The organism is Sinomonas atrocyanea (assembly GCF_030811715.1).
Lineage (GTDB): Bacteria > Actinomycetota > Actinomycetes > Actinomycetales > Micrococcaceae > Sinomonas > Sinomonas atrocyanea_A.
On sequence record NZ_JAUSRH010000011.1, the window covers coordinates 110,409 to 127,846 of the forward strand.

Annotated in this window: 14 protein-coding genes; 12 read left to right on the forward strand and 2 right to left on the reverse strand. The window is 72.8% G+C overall.

The window, feature by feature from the left end; all coding sequences use genetic code 11:
- Window positions 1-162 precede the first annotated feature (162 nt).
- Genes J2W21_RS15665 through J2W21_RS15680 form a run of 4 tightly spaced genes read left to right on the forward strand, consistent with a single transcriptional unit; the run spans window position 163 to window position 4,911 of the window.
- On the forward strand, window positions 163-1,596 hold the full coding sequence (locus J2W21_RS15665) for an ABC transporter substrate-binding protein (RefSeq protein ID WP_307115439.1): 1,434 nt from the start codon (window positions 163-165) through the stop codon (window positions 1,594-1,596).
- Entirely contained in the window at window positions 1,593-2,564 is a 972-nt protein-coding gene (locus J2W21_RS15670) for a carbohydrate ABC transporter permease (RefSeq protein WP_373423117.1), read from the forward strand. The genes J2W21_RS15665 and J2W21_RS15670 overlap by 4 nt, the downstream gene beginning before the upstream one ends.
- 7 nt (window positions 2,565-2,571) lie before the next feature.
- Window positions 2,572-3,516, forward strand: coding sequence for a carbohydrate ABC transporter permease (locus J2W21_RS15675; protein WP_307115440.1), 945 nt, complete (start codon window positions 2,572-2,574; stop codon window positions 3,514-3,516).
- 12 nt (window positions 3,517-3,528) lie between these two features.
- Complete coding sequence (locus tag J2W21_RS15680) at window positions 3,529-4,911, forward strand: glycoside hydrolase family 32 protein (RefSeq protein ID WP_307115441.1); 1,383 nt, start codon at window positions 3,529-3,531, stop codon at window positions 4,909-4,911.
- Between the two features lie 67 nt (window positions 4,912-4,978).
- Here the strand turns inward: J2W21_RS15680 and J2W21_RS15685 are convergent, their stop codons facing one another.
- The gene (locus J2W21_RS15685; RefSeq protein ID WP_307115442.1) at window positions 4,979-6,064 is read right to left on the reverse strand and encodes a LacI family DNA-binding transcriptional regulator; all 1,086 of its coding nucleotides are present in this window, start codon (window positions 6,062-6,064) and stop codon (window positions 4,979-4,981) included.
- A gap of 96 nt (window positions 6,065-6,160) precedes the next feature.
- Between J2W21_RS15685 and J2W21_RS15690 the strand changes: the two genes are divergently transcribed.
- From J2W21_RS15690 to J2W21_RS15720, 7 genes are all read left to right on the forward strand, one after another.
- Window positions 6,161-6,904, forward strand: a complete 744-nt coding sequence (locus J2W21_RS15690; RefSeq protein ID WP_307115443.1) for a M50 family metallopeptidase — start codon at window positions 6,161-6,163, stop codon at window positions 6,902-6,904.
- A 71-nt stretch (window positions 6,905-6,975) separates the two neighbouring features.
- Complete coding sequence (locus J2W21_RS15695) at window positions 6,976-7,923, forward strand: o-succinylbenzoate synthase (protein WP_373423118.1); 948 nt, start codon at window positions 6,976-6,978, stop codon at window positions 7,921-7,923.
- Window positions 7,924-8,083: 160 nt separating this feature from the next.
- Window positions 8,084-10,135 (forward strand): PhoX family protein, encoded by a 2,052-nt coding sequence (locus J2W21_RS15700; RefSeq protein WP_373423119.1) that lies wholly within the window; start codon window positions 8,084-8,086, stop codon window positions 10,133-10,135.
- A 39-nt stretch (window positions 10,136-10,174) separates the two neighbouring features.
- Window positions 10,175-11,872: a 2-succinyl-5-enolpyruvyl-6-hydroxy-3-cyclohexene-1-carboxylic-acid synthase gene (menD, locus tag J2W21_RS15705; protein WP_307115446.1), complete on the forward strand. Its 1,698-nt coding sequence runs from the start codon at window positions 10,175-10,177 to the stop codon at window positions 11,870-11,872.
- Window positions 11,873-12,059: 187 nt separating this feature from the next.
- Complete coding sequence (locus tag J2W21_RS15710) at window positions 12,060-12,998, forward strand: ABC transporter substrate-binding protein (protein ID WP_307115447.1); 939 nt, start codon at window positions 12,060-12,062, stop codon at window positions 12,996-12,998.
- Window positions 12,999-13,003: 5 nt separating this feature from the next.
- Window positions 13,004-14,005 carry an amino acid ABC transporter permease gene (locus J2W21_RS15715; protein WP_307115466.1) on the forward strand — a complete coding sequence of 334 codons (1,002 nt, stop codon included), beginning with the start codon at window positions 13,004-13,006 and terminating at the stop codon, window positions 14,003-14,005.
- Window positions 14,002-14,808, forward strand: a complete 807-nt coding sequence (locus J2W21_RS15720) for an amino acid ABC transporter ATP-binding protein (RefSeq protein WP_307115448.1) — start codon at window positions 14,002-14,004, stop codon at window positions 14,806-14,808. The genes J2W21_RS15715 and J2W21_RS15720 overlap by 4 nt, the downstream gene beginning before the upstream one ends.
- Window positions 14,809-14,968: 160 nt before the next feature.
- Here the strand turns inward: J2W21_RS15720 and J2W21_RS15725 are convergent, their stop codons facing one another.
- Window positions 14,969-16,318 (reverse strand): isochorismate synthase, encoded by a 1,350-nt coding sequence (locus tag J2W21_RS15725; protein ID WP_307115449.1) that lies wholly within the window; start codon window positions 16,316-16,318, stop codon window positions 14,969-14,971.
- A 94-nt stretch (window positions 16,319-16,412) separates the two neighbouring features.
- Here J2W21_RS15725 and J2W21_RS15730 point away from each other — a divergent pair, with 94 nt between their 5' ends.
- On the forward strand, window positions 16,413-17,429 hold the full coding sequence (locus J2W21_RS15730) for an L-idonate 5-dehydrogenase (RefSeq protein WP_307115450.1): 1,017 nt from the start codon (window positions 16,413-16,415) through the stop codon (window positions 17,427-17,429).
- Window positions 17,430-17,438 lie beyond the last annotated feature (9 nt).

Genomic DNA, 17,438 nt, shown 5'->3' on the forward strand with positions numbered 1-17,438 from the left:
GTCCCATACCCGCCTGTGCGCGGGCCAAACCAGCCGTGCCTCAGGGACGGGCGCCGAAGAGGGCCCGAACCTCACTTGACACGTGTTAGACGTCACATCTACGATTCCTAACACGTGTTAGGAGCGGTCCAGTGCCGCACACCACCCTTCAGAAGGAGAGTCATGGGCGACTCATTCGGGCTGCGGGAGATCTCGCGGCGCACCGCCCTCGGGGCCCTCGGCGTCGGAATCCTCGGAGCCACCGCGGCCTCGTGGCCGCGCCTGACGGGCACCGACATCCCCGGCCGCAACGACGGCAGCCTCAGCATCGCCATCCTGGGCACCGCGGCGGACGCCGCGGCCCGCCAGAAGGTGGTCGACGCCTTCCGGCGCCTCCACCCCGAGATCAAGGTCCGCGTGCAGGGCATCCAAGCCGTGGACTGGAAGGACTTCTTCAGCAAGATCCTCACGATGGTCGCGGCGGGCAACCCGCCCGACGTCGTCTACGTCGCCACCGAGGGCGCCCAGCTCTTCGCCGAGAAGCTCGCGCACCCCCTCGACGACTACATCCGCCGGGACGCCGCGGTCATGGCCGAATACTTCGCCGACGTGCACCCGAGCCTCGTCGAGGCCTTCATGTACCGCGGCAGCCTCTACCAGCTCCCGATGGACTGGAACGCCGCGGACATGTACTACAACACCAAGGTCTTCGCGGCCTCTGGGCTCTCGCGCCCGGCCGACGACTGGACCCATCTCGACTTCCGGTCGGCGCTCGCCGCGATGCGCCGTGCCAACCCGAGCGGCTTCACCCCGTACTACTGGACCAACCGGCTCTTCGGCGGCGTGGTCCCGTGGCTCTACGCGAACGGCACCTCCGTCCTCACGGAGCGGCGCGCGACCGGCGGGAACTGGCTGTGGGACGGCTTCTACGCCTCGGACCGCTCGCGCGCCACCCGCTCCGGCGGGTACCTGTGGGAGGCCCCCAACGCGGACGACCCGCGGGTCTACGAGACCTTCGACTTCCTCCGCGGCCTCGTCAAGGACGGCCTCGGCGTCCGGCCCGAGGAGGGCGGGGGCAACTCGCTCGTCGGCCTCTTCGCCTCGGGCCGCATCGGGGCCACGCCGGCCGGCGGCTACTGGGTGCAAGGCCTCGCCGAGGCGGGCATGGGCCCGGGCGACTTCGACGTCCAGTTCTTCCCCCGGTGGGCCACCGGCTCCGGAGCAGCGGCGCAGCGCCACCAGTTCGGCACCGCCGGCTACGCGATCATGAAGACCGCCAAGGACAAGGACGCCGCCTGGGAGTGGATCAAGTTCAGCGCCTCGCGCGAGGCCATGGAGCTGCTCTTCTCCACGCCGACCACCACCCCGGCCCGCCGCTCCATGGTCAACGAGGCCCTGTACTCGGGCAAGGGGCCAGCCCACTGGAAAGTCTTCTACGACACGCTCGACCGGTTCCCCACGACCGGCCCGATCCCGGCTCCGCCCCAGCAGGCGGCCGTCGAGACCGCCCTCATCAAGAACGTCTCTCTGGCCGTGAGCGGGGACGAGCAGCAGCTCAAGAGCGCCCTCGCCTCCCTCCAGAACGACCTCGAGCTGGCCCTCAGGAGGACCGCATGAGCACCACCGCCGCCCGCCCCAGTGCAGGAGTCCGTGCGGGCCGCGCCGCAATCCGGGCCGGGGCTCCCGGCGGCCCCACTACCGCGCCGAGCGCCTCGCGCGGCTCCCGCCTCATGGCGTGGCTGTTCCTGGCCCCCACGATCGTGGGCATGGGCGTGTTCACCGTCATCCCCATCGTCGCCTCGGTGCTCCTGGCATTCTTCCGCTGGGACATCATCAGCGCCCCCCAGTTCGCCGGGCTCGACAACTTCACCGAGATGGCCGCGGACCCCACGGTGCGCGTCGCATTCGGCAACACGATCGCCTTCGTGGTCGTCGCCGTCGTCCTCCAGCTCGGGGTGGCCCTCGGGCTCGCCGTCCTCCTCCAGGAACGCCTGCCGAACTGGCTGCGCGTCTTCTTCCGCTCCGCGTTCTTCTTCCCCCTCATCCTCTCCGCGGCCAGCGTCTCGATCTTCATGAAGTACCTGTTCAACGAGCAGTTCGGCGTGGTGAACTGGCTGCTCGGCACGGTCGGCATCCCCGCCGTACCGTGGCTCACGACGCCGTTCGGCTCCGCCTGCGTCGTGGTGCTCGTGTACGTCTGGCAGAACTTCGGGTTCTCGTTCCTGCTGTTCCTCGGAGCCCTGTCCTCGATCCCGCAGGAGACATACGAGGCCGCCTCCCTCGACGGGGCGACCGGGTGGCGCAGGCACCGCCACGTGACCCTCCCGCTCATCAGCCCCACGACCCTCGTCGCGTCCGTCATGGCGATCATCAACGCGCTCCAGGTCTTCGACCAGCCCTACGTCCTCACCCGCGGCGGCCCCGGGGACTCCACCCGCACCGCCGTCATGGTGATCTTCGAGACCGCATTCCAGCAGCTCCAGTTCGGCAAGGCCTCAGCGATCGGCGTGGTCCTCATGCTCGTCATCATGGCCGTGACGGCCCTCCAGTTCCGGCTCAGCAAGCGCTTCGTCTTCTACCAGTGAGGCCCCCATGACCACCACCGCGACCCCCGTCCCCGCCTCCCCCGACCGCCCCGCCCCCTCCGACCGGGGTTCCGGTGTGGCCCGAGCCCGGCGGGACCGCAGCCCCCACGCCCCGGCGAGCCGCCGGCGTCGTCCGTTCGCGTGGTCCGTCCTCGGCCGGATCGCCGTGCTCGCCGCAGCGGCGGCCCTCACCCTCGGCCCGGTCCTGTGGACCCTCTCGACCTCGCTGCGCGCCCCGGCCGACTCGCTCAGGCTGCCGCCGGCCTTCCTCCCGCTCAGCCCGGACTTCTCCTCCTACGCGCAGGTCTTCAAGCAGGTCGACATGGCGCTGCTCGTCCTCAACAGCGCGCTCGTCACGGGGCTCATCGCCCTCGGCCAGATGGTCTCCGCGGCGCTCGCCGGCTACGCCTTCGCGTTCCTCAGGTTCCGCGGCAAGGGCGCGCTCTTCTCGCTCGTGCTCGCGACCATGATGGTCCCGGTCCAGGTCACGATCGTGCCCGTGTTCATGCTGATCCGCGGCATGGGGCTCTCCGACACGCTCCTGGCGCTGATCCTGCCGGCCATCCCGACCGCGTTCGGCACGTTCCTGATGCGCCAGTACTTCCTCGGCCTGCCAGCCGAGCTCGCCGAGGCCGCGGCGATCGACGGCGCGTCCCCGTTCCGCATCTTCCGCTCCGTCTACGCACCCCTGGCCATGCCGGGCCTCGCGATCGTGGGGATCCTCGCGTTCAACTTCCACTGGAACGAGTTCTTCCGGCCCCTCATCCTGACCATCTCCGAGCAGAACTTCACGCTGCCCCTGGGCCTCGTCTCCCTCCAGGGGAACATGGGCACCGGAAGCATCTCCGTGGTCCTCGCCGGCGTCGTCCTGTCCATGATCCCCGCGCTGATCGTCTTCCTGATCGGCCAGCGGACCCTCCGCGACGGCCTCACCGCCGGCGCAGGCAAGTAGAAAGCAGCCTCCATGACCTCCGCGCAGACCGCCCCCGCCCCGGCCCCCGCCACGCCCCCCGGCGCGGCGGCCCACCCCGACCGATCCTTCCCGCGCCTCCACCCGCGGCCCGAGCGGGGCTGGCTCAACGACCCCAACGGGATCGCGTACGCCGGCGGCCGGTGGCACGTCTTCTTCCAGTACAACCCCGACTCGGCGCAGCACCACCGCATCCGCTGGGGGCACATGAGCTCGCCGGACCTCGTCCGCTGGGACGCCCACCCCACAGCCTTGACCCCGCAGGACGGCGGCCCGGACGCGTACGGGTGCTGGACCGGCGTGGTGACCGTCGACGCCGGCACCCCGACCGCGGTCTACTCCGGGGTCCTCGACCAGTCCGGCCGGTCCCAGGTGGTGCTCGCCCGAGGCTCCGCCGATCTGGGGGAGTGGGTGCAGGACGGCGCCGTGGCGGCCGGCATGCCGGAGGACCCGCGCGTGGTCGCGGTCCGCGACCCGTTCCTGTTCGAGTTCGCCGGGCGACGCTGGGCGATCCAGGGCGCCGGCCTGGACAGCGGCCACGCGGCCGTGCTCCTCTACGGCGCCGACGACCTCGCCGCGTGGGAGTACCACGGCGTCTGGCTCACCTCCGAGGATCCCGTCGCGGCAGCGCTGCCCGAGGCGAACATCTGGGAGTGCCCGCAGCTGCTGCGCTGCGGCGACGACTGGGTCGCGGTGTTCTCGCTGTGGCGGGACCACCGGCTCAGCGGAGTCGGCCACCTCGTGGGGTCCCTCGCGCTCGACCCGGGCACCGGGCGTCCCGTGTTCGCGCCGCGCGCCGCGGGCCTGACCGACCTCGGCGGCTCCTTCTACGCCCCGCAGGGCCTCCAGATGGCCGCCGGCGACGGCCCCGGCCGCGTCCTGGTGTGGGGATGGGCCAAGGAGGTCGCCGCCGCGGGCCTGCCGGGGCGCACCCAGGAGGACTGCGACGCCGCGGGCTGGTCCGGACTCCTGACCTTCCCGCGGGAGCTGCGCGTCGACGGAGACGCGATCGAGCTGCGGCCCGCCCCCGAGCTGTCCGCGCTGCGCGCAGAGGAGATCACCGCTGGCGGTCCCGCGCACGACGGCGGCACGCGGCTTGCGCTTCCCGACCAGGCCGAGGCGGTGCTCACCGGCGAGGGCCGCGTCCGGCTGCTCCTCGGCGACGAGATCGTCTGGGAGGGGGAGCACGGCCCCGGCCGGGAGGTGCGGGTGCTCGTCGACGCCTCGGTCATCGAGGTCTACCCCTCCGGCGGCGTCCCGACGACGCTGCGTGCCTACCCGAGACCCGGGACCGGGTACCGGCTCGAGGCCGGCCCGGGGGTCGCCGTCGCCGCCTGGCGCCTCGCGGTGCCGGAGGCTCCCGAGGCCTCGGCGTAACGGTGTGCGGCCGCCTCTGCGTCCCACCGGGCGGCCGCACGGGTGGGCCGGCCGCCCAGGCCCGGGCTCAGGCGGGCGCGGGGGCCGTCGACGCGCGCTCGACGAGCCTGCAGGGGACCAGCAGCGGCTCCGCGGCCGGTGCGCCCGCGGAGGCGGCCGGCGTCGTGCGCGCGGAGGAGGCCTCGGCAGCGAGTGCGCCGAGGACGGCGCGCATGGCCTCCTCGCCGATCTTCCGCAGGGGCAGCGCGACGGTGCTCAGGGGCGGGACCATGACCTCGGCGACGCGGCGCTCGTCGTCGTAGCCCATGATCGAGACGTCGCGGGGGACCTCGAGCCCGAGGCTCGCCGCCGCGAGCACCATGCCCACCGCGGCGCGGTCGTTGCCCGCGAGCAGGGCGGTGGGGCGCTCGGAGGCGGACGCCGAGAGGAGCGCGGTGGCGGCCCGGTGCCCGGGGGCGATGTCCCACCCGGCCTCGAGGACCCAGTCTTCGCGCACGGGCAGCCCGGCCTCCGCCATGGCGGCCCGGAAGCCGGCCTCGCGGAGCGCGACCGCGGGGGAGGTGTACTCGCCGCCGAGGAACGCGATGCGCCGGTGGCCGAGGGCGATCAGGTGCGCGGCGGCGTCGCGGCCACCCGCGACCTCGTCCGGCTGGACGGACGGCAGGCCCTCGGCGCCGGCCGGGGAGTCCGCCGAGGCGTAGCAGTTGGCGAGCGCCGAGGGGACGCTGAGCATCCCGTCCGGAACGTGCAGGGCGTGCAGGCCCACCGTGACGTAGATGAGGCCGTCGACCTGCCGGTCGAGCAGCGTGCGCACCGCGTCGAGGTCGCGGACCGCGTCCTGCTCGGTGTCGGTGGCGAGGGTCACGAACCCGCGGCTGCGGGCGAGCGCGTCGGCGCCGGCGATGACCTCGCCGTCGAACGGGCTCGTGACCGCCTGGTCGGAGACGAGGCCGATCACGCGGGAGCGCTGGTCGCGGAGACTGCGCGCGATCGCGTTCGGCGTGTAGCTGAGCTCGGCGGCCGCGGCGAGGATGCGCTCCTGGGCGTCCTTGGCCACGTTTCCGTCGCCGCGCCCGTTGAGCACGAGCGAGACGGCGCTGCGGGACACGCCTGCGCGGCGCGCGACGTCGAGTGCTGTGGCCTTGCGGGTCATGGCCGCAGTGTACCTGACACGTGTGCGGTCTCCGCGACCGGACCGCTTCCGCCCGGCGCGGCATGCTCCCAGCGGGCTCGGCTACCCTCGGGAGGCGTGATCAAGGACTGGTGGCAGGCATTCGTCGACGGATTCGTGGGCGGCTTCGCCCGCACCCAGCCCCTCGCCGTGCCGGCCTCGGAGCTGGCCCTGCTGCTCGCCGCCGCGGCAGCGCTGTGCATCGTGCCGTTCCTGTGGCGGATCTTCGGCCGGTTCGTCACGATCGTGCACGAGCTCGGGCACGCCTTCGCCGGGCTCGCCACCGGGATGCGCGTCACCGGCATCACGCTGCGCATGGACCAGGGCGGCACCACCCACGGCGTGGGCCGGGGGAGGGCCGTGTGGTTCGGCTTCTGGGGCTACCCGTCCCCGGCCGTGGTCGGGGCGGTGCTCGTGTGGGCCTCGGCCGCCGGGTTCGGCCGGGCCGCGCTGTCGGTGGCCGTCGTGCTGCTCGCGCTCGTGTTCCTCTTCATCCGCAACCTCCAGGGCGTGCTGATCCTCGTCGGGGCGATCCTCGCCGTCGCCGTGATCGTCGTGGCCGTGCCCCCGGACACCCAGGTCCACATCACCCTCGCCGTGGGCCTCGCCCTCGTGCTCGGTGCCGCCCGCGACTGGTGGAACGTGGTCACCGTCCACACCCGGCGGCGCCGCGAGCTCGCCAGCTCCGACGCCTACATCCTCTCCCGCAAGACCGGGGTTCCCTCCGCCGTGTGGCTCGCCTCGTTCGCCGCGGTGATCGTGCTCGCCGGCCTCGCCTCCTGGGTCCTGCTCGACGGAGCCGTGCGTACAGTGGGCACGTGACCACTGCCCCACGCCCCGCCCCGCCGGACCTTGCCGAGCTCGAGGCGGGTGCCGCCGTCGTGCGCCTGCCGATGCGCGTCAGGTTCCGCGGCGTGACCGAGCGGGAGGCGCTCCTGCTCCGCGGGCCCGCCGGCTGGGGCGAGTTCTCCCCCTTCCTCGAGTACGGGGACGCGGAGGCCTCGCGCTGGCTCGCCTCCGGCATCGAGGCGGCGTGGCAGGGCTTCCCCGAGCCGGTGCGCGCCCGGGTGCCGGTCAACGCGACGGTGCCCGCGGTGCCGGCAGGGCAGGTGCGCGACGTGCTCGCGGCGTTCGGGCCGGTGCAGGCGGTCAAGGTCAAGGTCGCCGAGCGCGGGCAGTCGCTCGCCGACGACATCGCCCGGGTCGCCGCCGTGCGCGACGCCCTGCCCGAGGCGGACCTGCGCGTGGACGCCAACGCGGGCTGGACCGTGCCCGAGGCCGTCGAGGCGCTCGTGCGGCTCGGCGAGTTCAGCCTCGAGTACGCCGAGCAGCCCGTCCCCGGAATCAACGGGCTCGCCGAGGTGCGGGCCCTGCTCGAGGCGCGCGGCACGCCCGTGCCGATCGCCGCCGACGAGGCCGTGCGCAAAGCGGAGGATCCCCTGCGGGTGGCCCGCGCCCGCGCCGCGGACCTCATCATCGTCAAGGCCGCGCCGCTCGGAGGGGTGCGCCGGGCCCTCGAGATCGTCCGCGAGGCCGGCCTGCCCGCGGTGGTCAGCTCGGCCCTGGACACCTCCGTGGGGCTCGCGGCCGGGGTGGCGCTCGCCGCCGCGCTGCCGTCCCTGCCGCACGCGTGCGGGCTCGGCACCGGGGCGCTCTTCGCGCACGACGTCGTGTCCCCGGCCCTCGTGCCGGACGTCGGCTTCCTGCCCGCGGACCGCCTCGCCGAGCGCGCGGTGCCCGACCCCGAGCTGCTCACGCGGTACGCCGCGCCCGAGGAGCGCCGGCAGTGGTGGCTCGACCGCCTCCGCCGGTGCCACGCGCTCCTCGCAGCCGCGCACTAGCGCGAGCCTCGGCCGCCGGGTGCGACGGGGGAGACCCGCATTAACCTTGATTTAACCTCCACATAGGCTGGGTTTTTCCTGGGAGTGATCGGCTGGGTGGGCACCGACCCCGCACCCGAAGGATGAACCCTTGTCTGATCCCCGCCGAACCTTCCTGCCGATGCTGGCCCACGTCCGGGGCAAGCGCAGCGCCGTCACGTGCGCGCTCAAGTGCGACAACGCCTGCCTCAACGAGGTCTGCAACGGCTCCGGCAACAGCTACTTCCGCGACATCGCCGCCGGCGCCATCTCGCGCCGCTCGGCTCTGGGCCTGGGCCTCGCGGGCGCCCTCACCCTCGCCTTCACCGGCGGCAGGGCCGAGGCGGCCGCGACCCGGCTCCCGCCCGCGGCCCACGGGACGAACAGCCCGCTGGACTTCACCCCGATCAAGCCCGTGGACCGGCTTGCCGACGAGTTCACCGTGCCCCGGGGCTACGCCTGGCAGCCCATCGTCCGCTGGGGCGACCCGCTCTTCGCCGACGCCCCCGCGTTCGACATCGAGAACCAGACCGCCGAGGCGCAGGCACGCCAGTTCGGCTACAACAACGACTACACGGACATCATCCGGCTCGACGGCCCGAACGGCCGGCGCGCGGTCCTCGTGTCCAACCACGAGTACACGAACGAGAACATCATGTTCCCGGCGGCCCAGCTCGCCGGGGATGCCGCCCGCGTCCGTGCGGTCGCGCGTGCGGCGCACGGCCTCTCCGTCGTCGAGCTCGCCCGCCAGAACAAGAATGCGCCGTGGCGCTACGTCCAGGGAGCCCCGCTCAACCGGCGCTACCTCCTCGACACCGAGTACGAGCTCACCGGCCCCGCCGCCGGGTCCGCGCTCCTGCGGACGTCCGCAGATCCGGACGGCCGGACCGTCAGGGGCACGCTCGGCAACTGCGCGGGCGGGACCACGCCGTGGGGCACCGTCCTCTCCGGCGAGGAGAACTTCAACGGCTACTTCCGCACCCCCGGCACCTCGGCTGCCGACAGGCGCTACGGCCTCTCCGACAAGGGCACCGTGCGCGGCTGGGAACTGGACGATCCCCGATTCGACGCCCGCACCCCCGGCTACGAGAACGAGCCGAACCGCTTCGGCTGGGTCGTGGAGGTCGACCCCCTGGACCCCACCTCCACGCCGAAGAAGCACACGGCGCTCGGCCGCTTCAAGCACGAGGGCGCCAACGTGCACATCGCCGCAAACGGCAGGGCCGTGGCGTACTCGGGCGACGACGAGCGCTTCGACTACCTGTACAAGTTCGTCTCCAAGGGCACCTACCGGCCGGGGAACTCGGCCGCGGCCCGCGCCCACAACAAGACCCTCCTGACCGAGGGCAACCTCTACGTGGCAAAGTTCACCGGGGATTCCCCGGCAGCCGAGATCGGCGGCACGGGTGCCCTCCCCGCCGACGGGGTTTTCGACGGCCGCGGCGCCTGGCTCCCGCTCGTCGTCGACGGCCGCAGCGCGATCGAGGGCATGGGCGTCGAGGAGGTGCTGGTCCACACGCGCCTGGCCGCGGACAAGGCCGGCGCCACCAAGATGGACCGCTGCGAGGACGTCCAGCCCCACCCCGGCACGGGCAAGGTGTACGTGGTCTGCACCAACAACACCGACCGCGGCAAGCCCGGCAAGGAGGGCCCCACCGAGGTCAACCCGCGCGCCCTCAACCGGGACGGCCACATCGTCGAGATCACCGAGGACGGCGGCGACCAGACGGCCACCACCTTCGGCTGGAACCTGCTCCTCGTGTGCGGCGACCCCGCGGCGAACCAGGCGACCTACTTCGCCGGCTACCCCCAGGACAAGGTCTCGCCGATCTCCTGCCCGGACAACGTCGCGTTCGACTCCTCGGGCCACCTCTGGATCGCCACCGACGGTGCCCCCAGCACGATCGGCTACAACGACGGGCTCTTCAGGGTCACCCTCGAGGGGCCGGAGCGCGGCAAGGTCGAGCAGTTCCTCTCCGTGCCCCGCGACGCGGAGACCTGCGGCCCGATCGTCCACGACGAGGAGCGCCACGTGTACGTCTCGGTCCAGCACCCGGGCGAGGAGGGCACGTTCGAGGGCCCGCACTCCCTCTTCCCGGACTACGTCGGCGAGGGTGCCGCCCCGGCCCGCGGCCAGGCCCGCACGCCGCGCCCCTCGGTGGTCCAGGTCCTCCCGGCGGTCCACGCCAAGTAGCCCGGTGGCCGAGCGCGGCCGAAACCCTACGATGGGAATGTGAGTCCCCTCAGTTCCCTCGACGCCGCCCGCGAGGCAGTCTCGGCGCTGCTCGCGGGCGGCGTCCGCTGTATCGTCGTCTGCCCCGGCTCCCGCAGCGCGCCGCTCGCGTACGCGCTCGCCGAGGCCGAGGGGCGGGGACACCTCGAGCTCGTGGTCCGGATCGACGAGCGGGACGGCGGCTTCACGGCGCTCGGCGCCGCCCTCTCCTCGGGGCGGCCGACGGCGGTCGTCACCACGAGCGGCTCGGCCGTGGGCAACCTCGTGCCCGCCGTGATGGAGGCGAACCACGCCGAGGTCCCGCTCATCGTGCTCTCGGCGGACCGCCCGGAGGAGCTGCACGGCACCGGCGCCAACCAGACCACCGAGCAGTTCGACCTGTTCGGCGAGCACGTGCGGTTCGCCGCCACGGTGGAGGCGGGTGCCTCGCCGTCGTCCCCGGTCCGGACTGCGCTCTCCGCGGCGATCGGAGCGCTCGAGGGCGTTCCCGCGGGACCGGTGCAGCTGAACCTGTGCTTCCGCGAGCCGCTCGTGCCCGAGGAGGGCTGGGAGCCCCCCTCCGGAGGGTGGGAAGCCCCGCCCGTGCAGCCGTACGCGTACCGCCGCCCGCCGGTCGCGGCGCTCGGGGGCCTGCCCCCGCGGCGCACTGTGGTCCTCGCCGGACACGGCGCGGGCCCGCTCGCCGAGGCCTTCGCGGCCGCGCACGGCCTGCCGCTGCTCGCCGAGCCCACGTCCAACGCCCGCTTCGGCGGCCACGCGGTGGGCCCGTACCGCCTCCTGCTCGACGGCCGCCCCGGCGAGCTCATCGAGCGCGTGGTGCTGTTCGGACGGCCCACGCTCTCCCGGCCGGTCACCCAGCTCCTCGCGCGCGAGGGCGTCCAGACCGCCCTGTACCACGCACGGCCCGCCGCATGGTTCCGCGAGGGACGGCGCCGGGAGCGGCTCATCGACGACCTCGACGTGCTCTCCGGGTTCGCCGGCCGCGGCGCCGAGGGCTGGCTCGACGCATGGCTGCTCGCAGGTGCGGCGGCGCAGGAGGCCGTGGACCGGATCATCGCCGGCCCCGGCGCCGTGCTCACCGGCCCCCGCCTCGCCCAGCTCGTGTGGGAGACCTCGCGCGGCCAGCTCATGCTCGGGTCCTCCAACGGCATCCGCGACGTGGACCTCGCCGCGCCGCCGCCCACCCAGCCGCTGGCCCGCGTGTTCGCCAACCGCGGCCTCGCGGGGATCGACGGTGCCCTCTCGACTGCCACGGGCCTGTGGCTCGGCCGCCGCACCGAGACGACGCTCTTCCTCGGGGACCTCACGCTCCTGCACGACGCAGGCGGGCTGCTCATCGGCGACGGGGAAGCGGAACCGGACCTGCGCGCCGTCGTGCTCAACGACGCCGGCGGCGCCATCTTCGGCGTCCTCGAGCACGGCCGCGTGGGCGGCGACCCCGAGGACCGCCCGGGCGCCGCCGCGGCGGTCGAGCGGCTCTTCGGCACGCCGCACCACGCCGACCTCCGCGCGCTCGCGGCCGCGTACGGGGTGCGGCACACGCTCGTGCGCACGACGGCGGAGGCCGCCGCCGCGCTCTCGGCTCCCCGGCGGGCGGGGCGCGAGATCATCGAGGCCCGCCTCGACCGCGCCGGGCTGCGCGGGCTGCACGCGAGGATCCGGGCCGCCGTCGAGGACGCAGTCGGCGTCCGGTCGTGATACTGGCCACCTCCGTCTGGGATCCCGGAACCCGGCTTCCCAAGCGGGGTTGCGCGCGGGCCCGCAATATTGTCCAATGATGAACATTAGTTGCCTGTGATGCACATCTCACCCCGTCCCAGGCGGGGGTAGGATAGGACGTCGCATTAGCACTCTCGACACGTACCTGAAAAGTAAAGGTAGAGACATGACTTTCTCCGCGAAGCTCGCGGCCAAGGGCGCAGCCGTGCTCGCCGTCGGTGCCCTGGCCCTCACGGCGTGCACCAACGCCTCCGAGACCGGCGGGGGGAGCCAGCCCTCGGGGTCGGCGTCGGCGTCGTTCGACCCGAGCACAGTGGCCAAGGACGACTCCCTCGCCTCGCAGGTGCCGGCGTCGATCAAGTCCAAGGGCACCCTCGTGGTCGGCTCCGACACCTCCTACGCCCCGGCGGAGTTCCTCGGCGGCTCGGACAACCACACCCCGATGGGCTACGACGTCGACCTCGCGAAGGCCATCGGCGCCACGCTGGGCCTGAAGACCGATGTGCAGACCGCGGAGTTCACGGGCATCCTGCCCGCCCTCGGCCCCAAGTACGACCTCGGGATCAGCTCCTTCACCATCAACAAGGAGCGCCTCGCCGCCGTCAACTTCGTGAGCTACTTCAACGCCGGCACCGCGTGGGCCGTCCAGAAGGGCAACCCGAAGAAGTTCTCCCTCGACGACGTGTGCGGCAAGACCATCGGCGTCCAGACCGGGACGGTCCAGGAGGATCCGGACCTCAAGGACCGCAACGCCAAGTGCACCGCCGCGGGCAAGCCGGCCATCAACATCGTCTCGCTCAAGGCCCAGACGGACCTCAACACCCGCCTGGTGAACGGCAGCCTCGACGCCATGGCCGCAGACTCGCCGATCATCGGCTACGCGGTCCAGCAGACCAAGGGCGCCGTCGAGAAGCTCGGCGACACCTACGACGCCGCCCCCCAGGGCATCGCGATCGCGAAGAACGACACGGCCCTGGCCGATCTCGTCCAGAAGGTCATGACCAAGCTCATGGCGGATGGCACCTACAAGAAGATCCTCGACACGTGGAACAACTCCGAGGGCGCCGTCACCAAGTCTGAAGTCAACCCGACTCCCTCCTCGTGACTGACATGACCACGCATCGGGCTGAGGCAGTCCAGACGTCCAAGGGCGGTGCACCGGAGCTCATCAAGGCCGTTCCGGTGCGCCACCCGTGGCGGTGGGTGGGGGCCGCCGTCATCCTCGTGATCGTTGCCATGGCCGTCCAGAGCCTGGCGACGAACGAGAACTTCCACTGGGACACCTACGTCCTGTACATCCTCGACGTGAATGTGGTCCGGGGCGTCGGGTGGACGCTCCTGCTCACCGTGCTCTCGATGGTCCTGGCGATCGTGCTCGCGGTCCTGCTGGCGTTCATGCGCCAGTCGGACAATCCGATCTTCCGGTGGTCGTCCTGGTTCTGGGTCTGGTTCTTCCGCGGGACCCCGGTGTACACCCAGCTGATCTTCTGGGGCCTCGTCGCGGTCCTGTACCCGAAGATCAGCATGGGCGTGCCCTTCGGGCCCGAGCTGTTCAGCTTCACCACGCAGGACCTCCTGAACTCCTTCTGGGCCGCGGTCCTGGGCCTCGGCCTGAACGAGTCGGCCTACCTCGCGGAGATCTTCCGCGCGGGCCTGAAGTCGGTGGACCGGGGCCAGACGGAGGCCGCCGAGGCGCTCGGCATGCGCGGCACCAAGATCATGTGGCGCATCGTGCTGCCCCAGGCCATGCGGGTGATCGTGCCGCCCACGGGCAACGAGACGATCGGCATGCTCAAGACCACCTCGCTGGTCCTGGCCGTTCCCTTCACGCTGGACCTCACCTTCGTGACGAACACCCTGGCCAACCGCACCTACCTGCCGATCCCGCTGCTCATGGTCGCGGCGACCTGGTACCTGCTCGTCACGAGCATCCTCATGGTCGGCCAGCACTACATCGAGAAGTACTACGGCAAGGGCGTGGACAACCTCGTCCCCGCCCCGGTCAATGCCGCGGCGGCGAAGGCCGCAGCGGCAGGCCTGGGACCGGCGTCGGACACCATGCCCGGCGGCCCCACCGTGGCCGGCAAGGACATCGAGGAGAGCGGACGATGAGCGCAGCAGCCGCCGAGGGCACGCACCGCGTCGCCCCCGGGACCCAGGAGATCGTGCGCGTCGAGGGGGTGCACAAGTACTTCGGCCAGCACCACGTGCTCCGTGGGATCGACATGACGGTCAGGCAGGGCGAGGTGGCCGTGCTCATCGGGCCCTCGGGCTCGGGCAAGTCCACCCTCCTGCGCTGCATCAACCACCTCGAGACCATCAGCGCCGGCCGGATCCGGGTGAACGGCGAGCTCATCGGCTACCGCGAGCACGGCGGCAAGCTGCACGAGCTCACGGTCAAGGACGTCGCGCGCCAGCGCCGCAACATCGGCATGGTGTTCCAGCGGTTCAACCTCTTCGGGCACAAGACCGCCCTCGAGAATGTCATCGAGGCGCCGGTGCAGGTGAAGGGCCAGAACAAGGCCACGGCCAAGAAGCGCGCCCTCGAGCTCCTCGACCAGGTCGGCCTCTCCGACCGGGCCGGCCACTACCCGGCCCAGCTCTCCGGCGGCCAGCAGCAGCGCGTGGCCATCGCGAGGGCGCTGGCCATGGAGCCCGAGCTCATGCTGTTCGACGAGCCCACGTCTGCGCTGGACCCGGAGCTCGTCGGCGACGTCCTGAACGTCATGAAGGACCTCGCCGCCTCGGGCATGACCATGATCGTGGTCACGCATGAGATCGGCTTCGCCCGCGAGGTGGGCGACACCCTGACCTTCATGGACGGCGGCGTCGTGGTGGAGTCCGGCAACCCGCGGGATGTCATCGCCAACCCGCGGCACGAGCGCACCCAGGCCTTCCTCGGCAAGGTGCTCTAGCGCCAGCCGCAGGCCCGACAGCAGGGACATGACCCCTCACCGCTACCCACGGTGAGGGGTCATGTCCCTGCGTTGTGGAGCCACGTCCGTGGCGTTGAGGAGCCACGTCCGTGGCGTCGAGGAGCCACCTCCGTGGCGTTGAGGAGCCACCGCACCGCCCCTAGCGCTCGACGCCCAAGGCCTCGAGCATCGGCCGGAACTTGGCCCACGTCTCGGCGAGCTCGGCGGTCGGCTGCGAGGCCTCCACGATCCCGCAGCCGGCGTACAGGCGCATGGAGGTCGGCGTCTCGATGACCCCGCCGCGCAGCGCGATGCCCCATTCGCCGTTGCCGGCGGCGTCGAGCCACCCCACCGGGCCCGCGTAGGGCCCTCGGTCCAGCGCCTCGAGCTCCCGGATGAGCGCCCCGGCCACGGACGTGGGAGTGCCGCAGACCGCGGCCGTCGGGTGCAGTGCGTTGACGAGCGCGAGCGAGGTGGGGATGTGCCCCTCGACGTCGACGAGCTCGGCCTTCACATCGGAGGCGAGGTGGTACACGTTGGGCAGCTCGAGGATGAACGGCTCGTCGTGGGCGTTCATGGCCTCGGAGAACGGCGCGAGGGCCGTGGTCAGCGACTGGATGGCGATCTCGTGCTCGTGCCGCTGCTTGGGCGATCCGGCGAGCACGCGCTCCGCGTACTCGAGGCCCTGCCCGTTGGCGTCCCGCCGGTCGATCGTGCCCGCGAGGACCCGCGCCTGCGCGGTGCGCCCCTCGACCTGGATGAGCATCTCCGGGGTGGCGCCCACGAGCCCGTCCACGCCGTACACCCACGTGTCCTGGTAGGACGCCGCGAGCCGGCGCAGCACCTCGTGCCGCTCGATCCCGCTGCCGCGGTGCACCACGATGTCCCGGGCGAGCACGAGCTTCTCGAGCTCGCCCGCCGCGATCCGCTCCACTCCGGCGGCAACGGCGTCCATCCAGCGCTGCTCGCCCAGCGATCCGGGGGAGAGGGTGACCGGCCCGCGGGCGGCGCCGTCCGCGCCCGAGCCCGCGCGCGGCGTCGTGCGCCCCTCCTCGTGCTGGCCGCCCGAGCCGTCGGCGGGGTCGAGGACGCGCACGACGGCGGCCCGCAGCGCCGCGTCGGTGGGCTCGGTCCCGTCGCTGGTCACCAGCGTGGCCCAGGCGGCGCCGTCGCGGATGCCGATCACGAGCTCGGGGACCACGAGGCGTGAGAGGAAGTGGGAGGTGCGCGAGAAGGCGAAGCTGCCGAAGGCGAGCAGGCCGGTGCCGGGGTGGCCCACGCGGTCCACGACCTCGGCCTCGAGCGTGAGCTGCTTCCACCACGCCTCGGCGTCGATGAAGCGGTCGGCGCCCGTGGCAGTGAAGCGGGCCGCCTCGCCGAACCCGATCTGGCCCTCGCCGCGGCGGACCCAGCACTGCACCTGTGCGTCCGTAAGGCCTGCGGCGAGGTCGGTGGCGCCGAGGGCGGCCGGGCCCAGAGTGACCGTGAGGGCGCGCAAGGGGTGCTTCATGATGGATCAAGCCTACGCGGTCGGCCGTGCCGTAGACGGGGCCTGCCGCCCGCGGCTATCCTGACCGCCGTCCGCCCGCCGCACAGGAGGTCCCGTGAGCATTGCCGTCGTGGTCCACGCCGCCGGGGACCTGCGCCTCGATCCGGTGCCGGAGCAGGAGCCCGGCCCTCACGACGCGGTCGTGGCGGTCGCGTACGGGGGCATCTGCGGCAGCGACCTCTCCTACGTCCGGCACGGCGCCTCCGGCCTGAGCGTCCTGCGCGACCCGCTTGTGCTCGGCCACGAGGTCGCCGGGCACATCGAGGCCCTCGGCGAGGCCGTGACTGGCTTCGACGTTGGCCAGCGCGTGGCCGTCCACCCGGCCGCGGTCTGCGGGCGCTGCCGGCACTGCGCGGAGGGCCGGCCGAACCTGTGCGAGTCGGTGCGCTACCTGGGCTCCGCCGCGTCCCGCCCGCACACCCAGGGCGCCTTCTCGGCACGCGCCGTGGTCCCGGCGGACCAGCTGCGCGCGGTGCCCGAGGGCGTGAGCACGCGCCAGGCCGCCGTTGCCGAGCCCCTCGGGGTCGCGATCCACGCCGTCAACCGGGCCGGCGACGTGCGCGGCCGCACCGTCCTGGTCAACGGCGCCGGGCCCATCGGCGCGCTCGTCGTCGCCGCAGCCCGCAGGGCCGGCGCGGCCCACGTGATCGCCGCGGACCTCGCCCCCGCCTCGCTCGACGTGGCCCGGAGGATGGGCGCGCACGAGACGGTCGACCTCTCCGGGGGCGCCCCGCTGCCGGAGGCCGACGTCGTCATCGAGGCCTCCGGCGCGCCCGCCGCGGTCAGCGCCGTCCTGCGCGCCGTCCGGCGGGGCGGCACCGTGGTCCAGGTCGGCAACCTGGCCGCCGGGGACATCTCGGTCTCCCTCGGCGCGCTCGTGTTCCGCGAGGTGGACTACAGGGGGACGTTCCGCTTCGTCGACGAGATCTCCACGGCGCTGCAGTACCTCGCCGAAGGACTCGACATCGAGCCCCTGCTCACCCACGAGTTCGCCGCCGAGGACGCCGTCGAGGCCTTCCGTGTGGCGGGGGACCGCGGCACCGGCTCGTCCAAGGTCCTGCTGCGGTTCTGAAGTTTGGCA

Excerpts from the sequence above, each read along its gene's own strand:
- J2W21_RS15710 (WP_307115447.1), top strand. The coding sequence starts at position 12,060 with ATGACTTTCTCCGCGAAGCTCGCGGCCAAGGGCGCAGCCGTGCTCGCC.
- J2W21_RS15670 (WP_373423117.1), top strand. The coding sequence starts at position 1,593 with ATGAGCACCACCGCCGCCCGCCCCAGTGCAGGAGTCCGTGCGGGCCGC.
- J2W21_RS15720 (WP_307115448.1), top strand. The coding sequence starts at position 14,002 with ATGAGCGCAGCAGCCGCCGAGGGCACGCACCGCGTCGCCCCCGGGACC.
- J2W21_RS15680 (WP_307115441.1), top strand. The coding sequence starts at position 3,529 with ATGACCTCCGCGCAGACCGCCCCCGCCCCGGCCCCCGCCACGCCCCCC.
- J2W21_RS15700 (WP_373423119.1), top strand. The coding sequence starts at position 8,084 with ATGCTGGCCCACGTCCGGGGCAAGCGCAGCGCCGTCACGTGCGCGCTC.
- J2W21_RS15725 (WP_307115449.1), bottom strand. The coding sequence starts at position 16,318 with ATGAAGCACCCCTTGCGCGCCCTCACGGTCACTCTGGGCCCGGCCGCC.
- J2W21_RS15665 (WP_307115439.1), top strand. The coding sequence starts at position 163 with ATGGGCGACTCATTCGGGCTGCGGGAGATCTCGCGGCGCACCGCCCTC.
- J2W21_RS15675 (WP_307115440.1), top strand. The coding sequence starts at position 2,572 with ATGACCACCACCGCGACCCCCGTCCCCGCCTCCCCCGACCGCCCCGCC.
- J2W21_RS15715 (WP_307115466.1), top strand. The coding sequence starts at position 13,004 with ATGACCACGCATCGGGCTGAGGCAGTCCAGACGTCCAAGGGCGGTGCA.
- J2W21_RS15695 (WP_373423118.1), top strand. The coding sequence starts at position 6,976 with ATGCGCGTCAGGTTCCGCGGCGTGACCGAGCGGGAGGCGCTCCTGCTC.
- J2W21_RS15685 (WP_307115442.1), bottom strand. The coding sequence starts at position 6,064 with ATGACCCGCAAGGCCACAGCACTCGACGTCGCGCGCCGCGCAGGCGTG.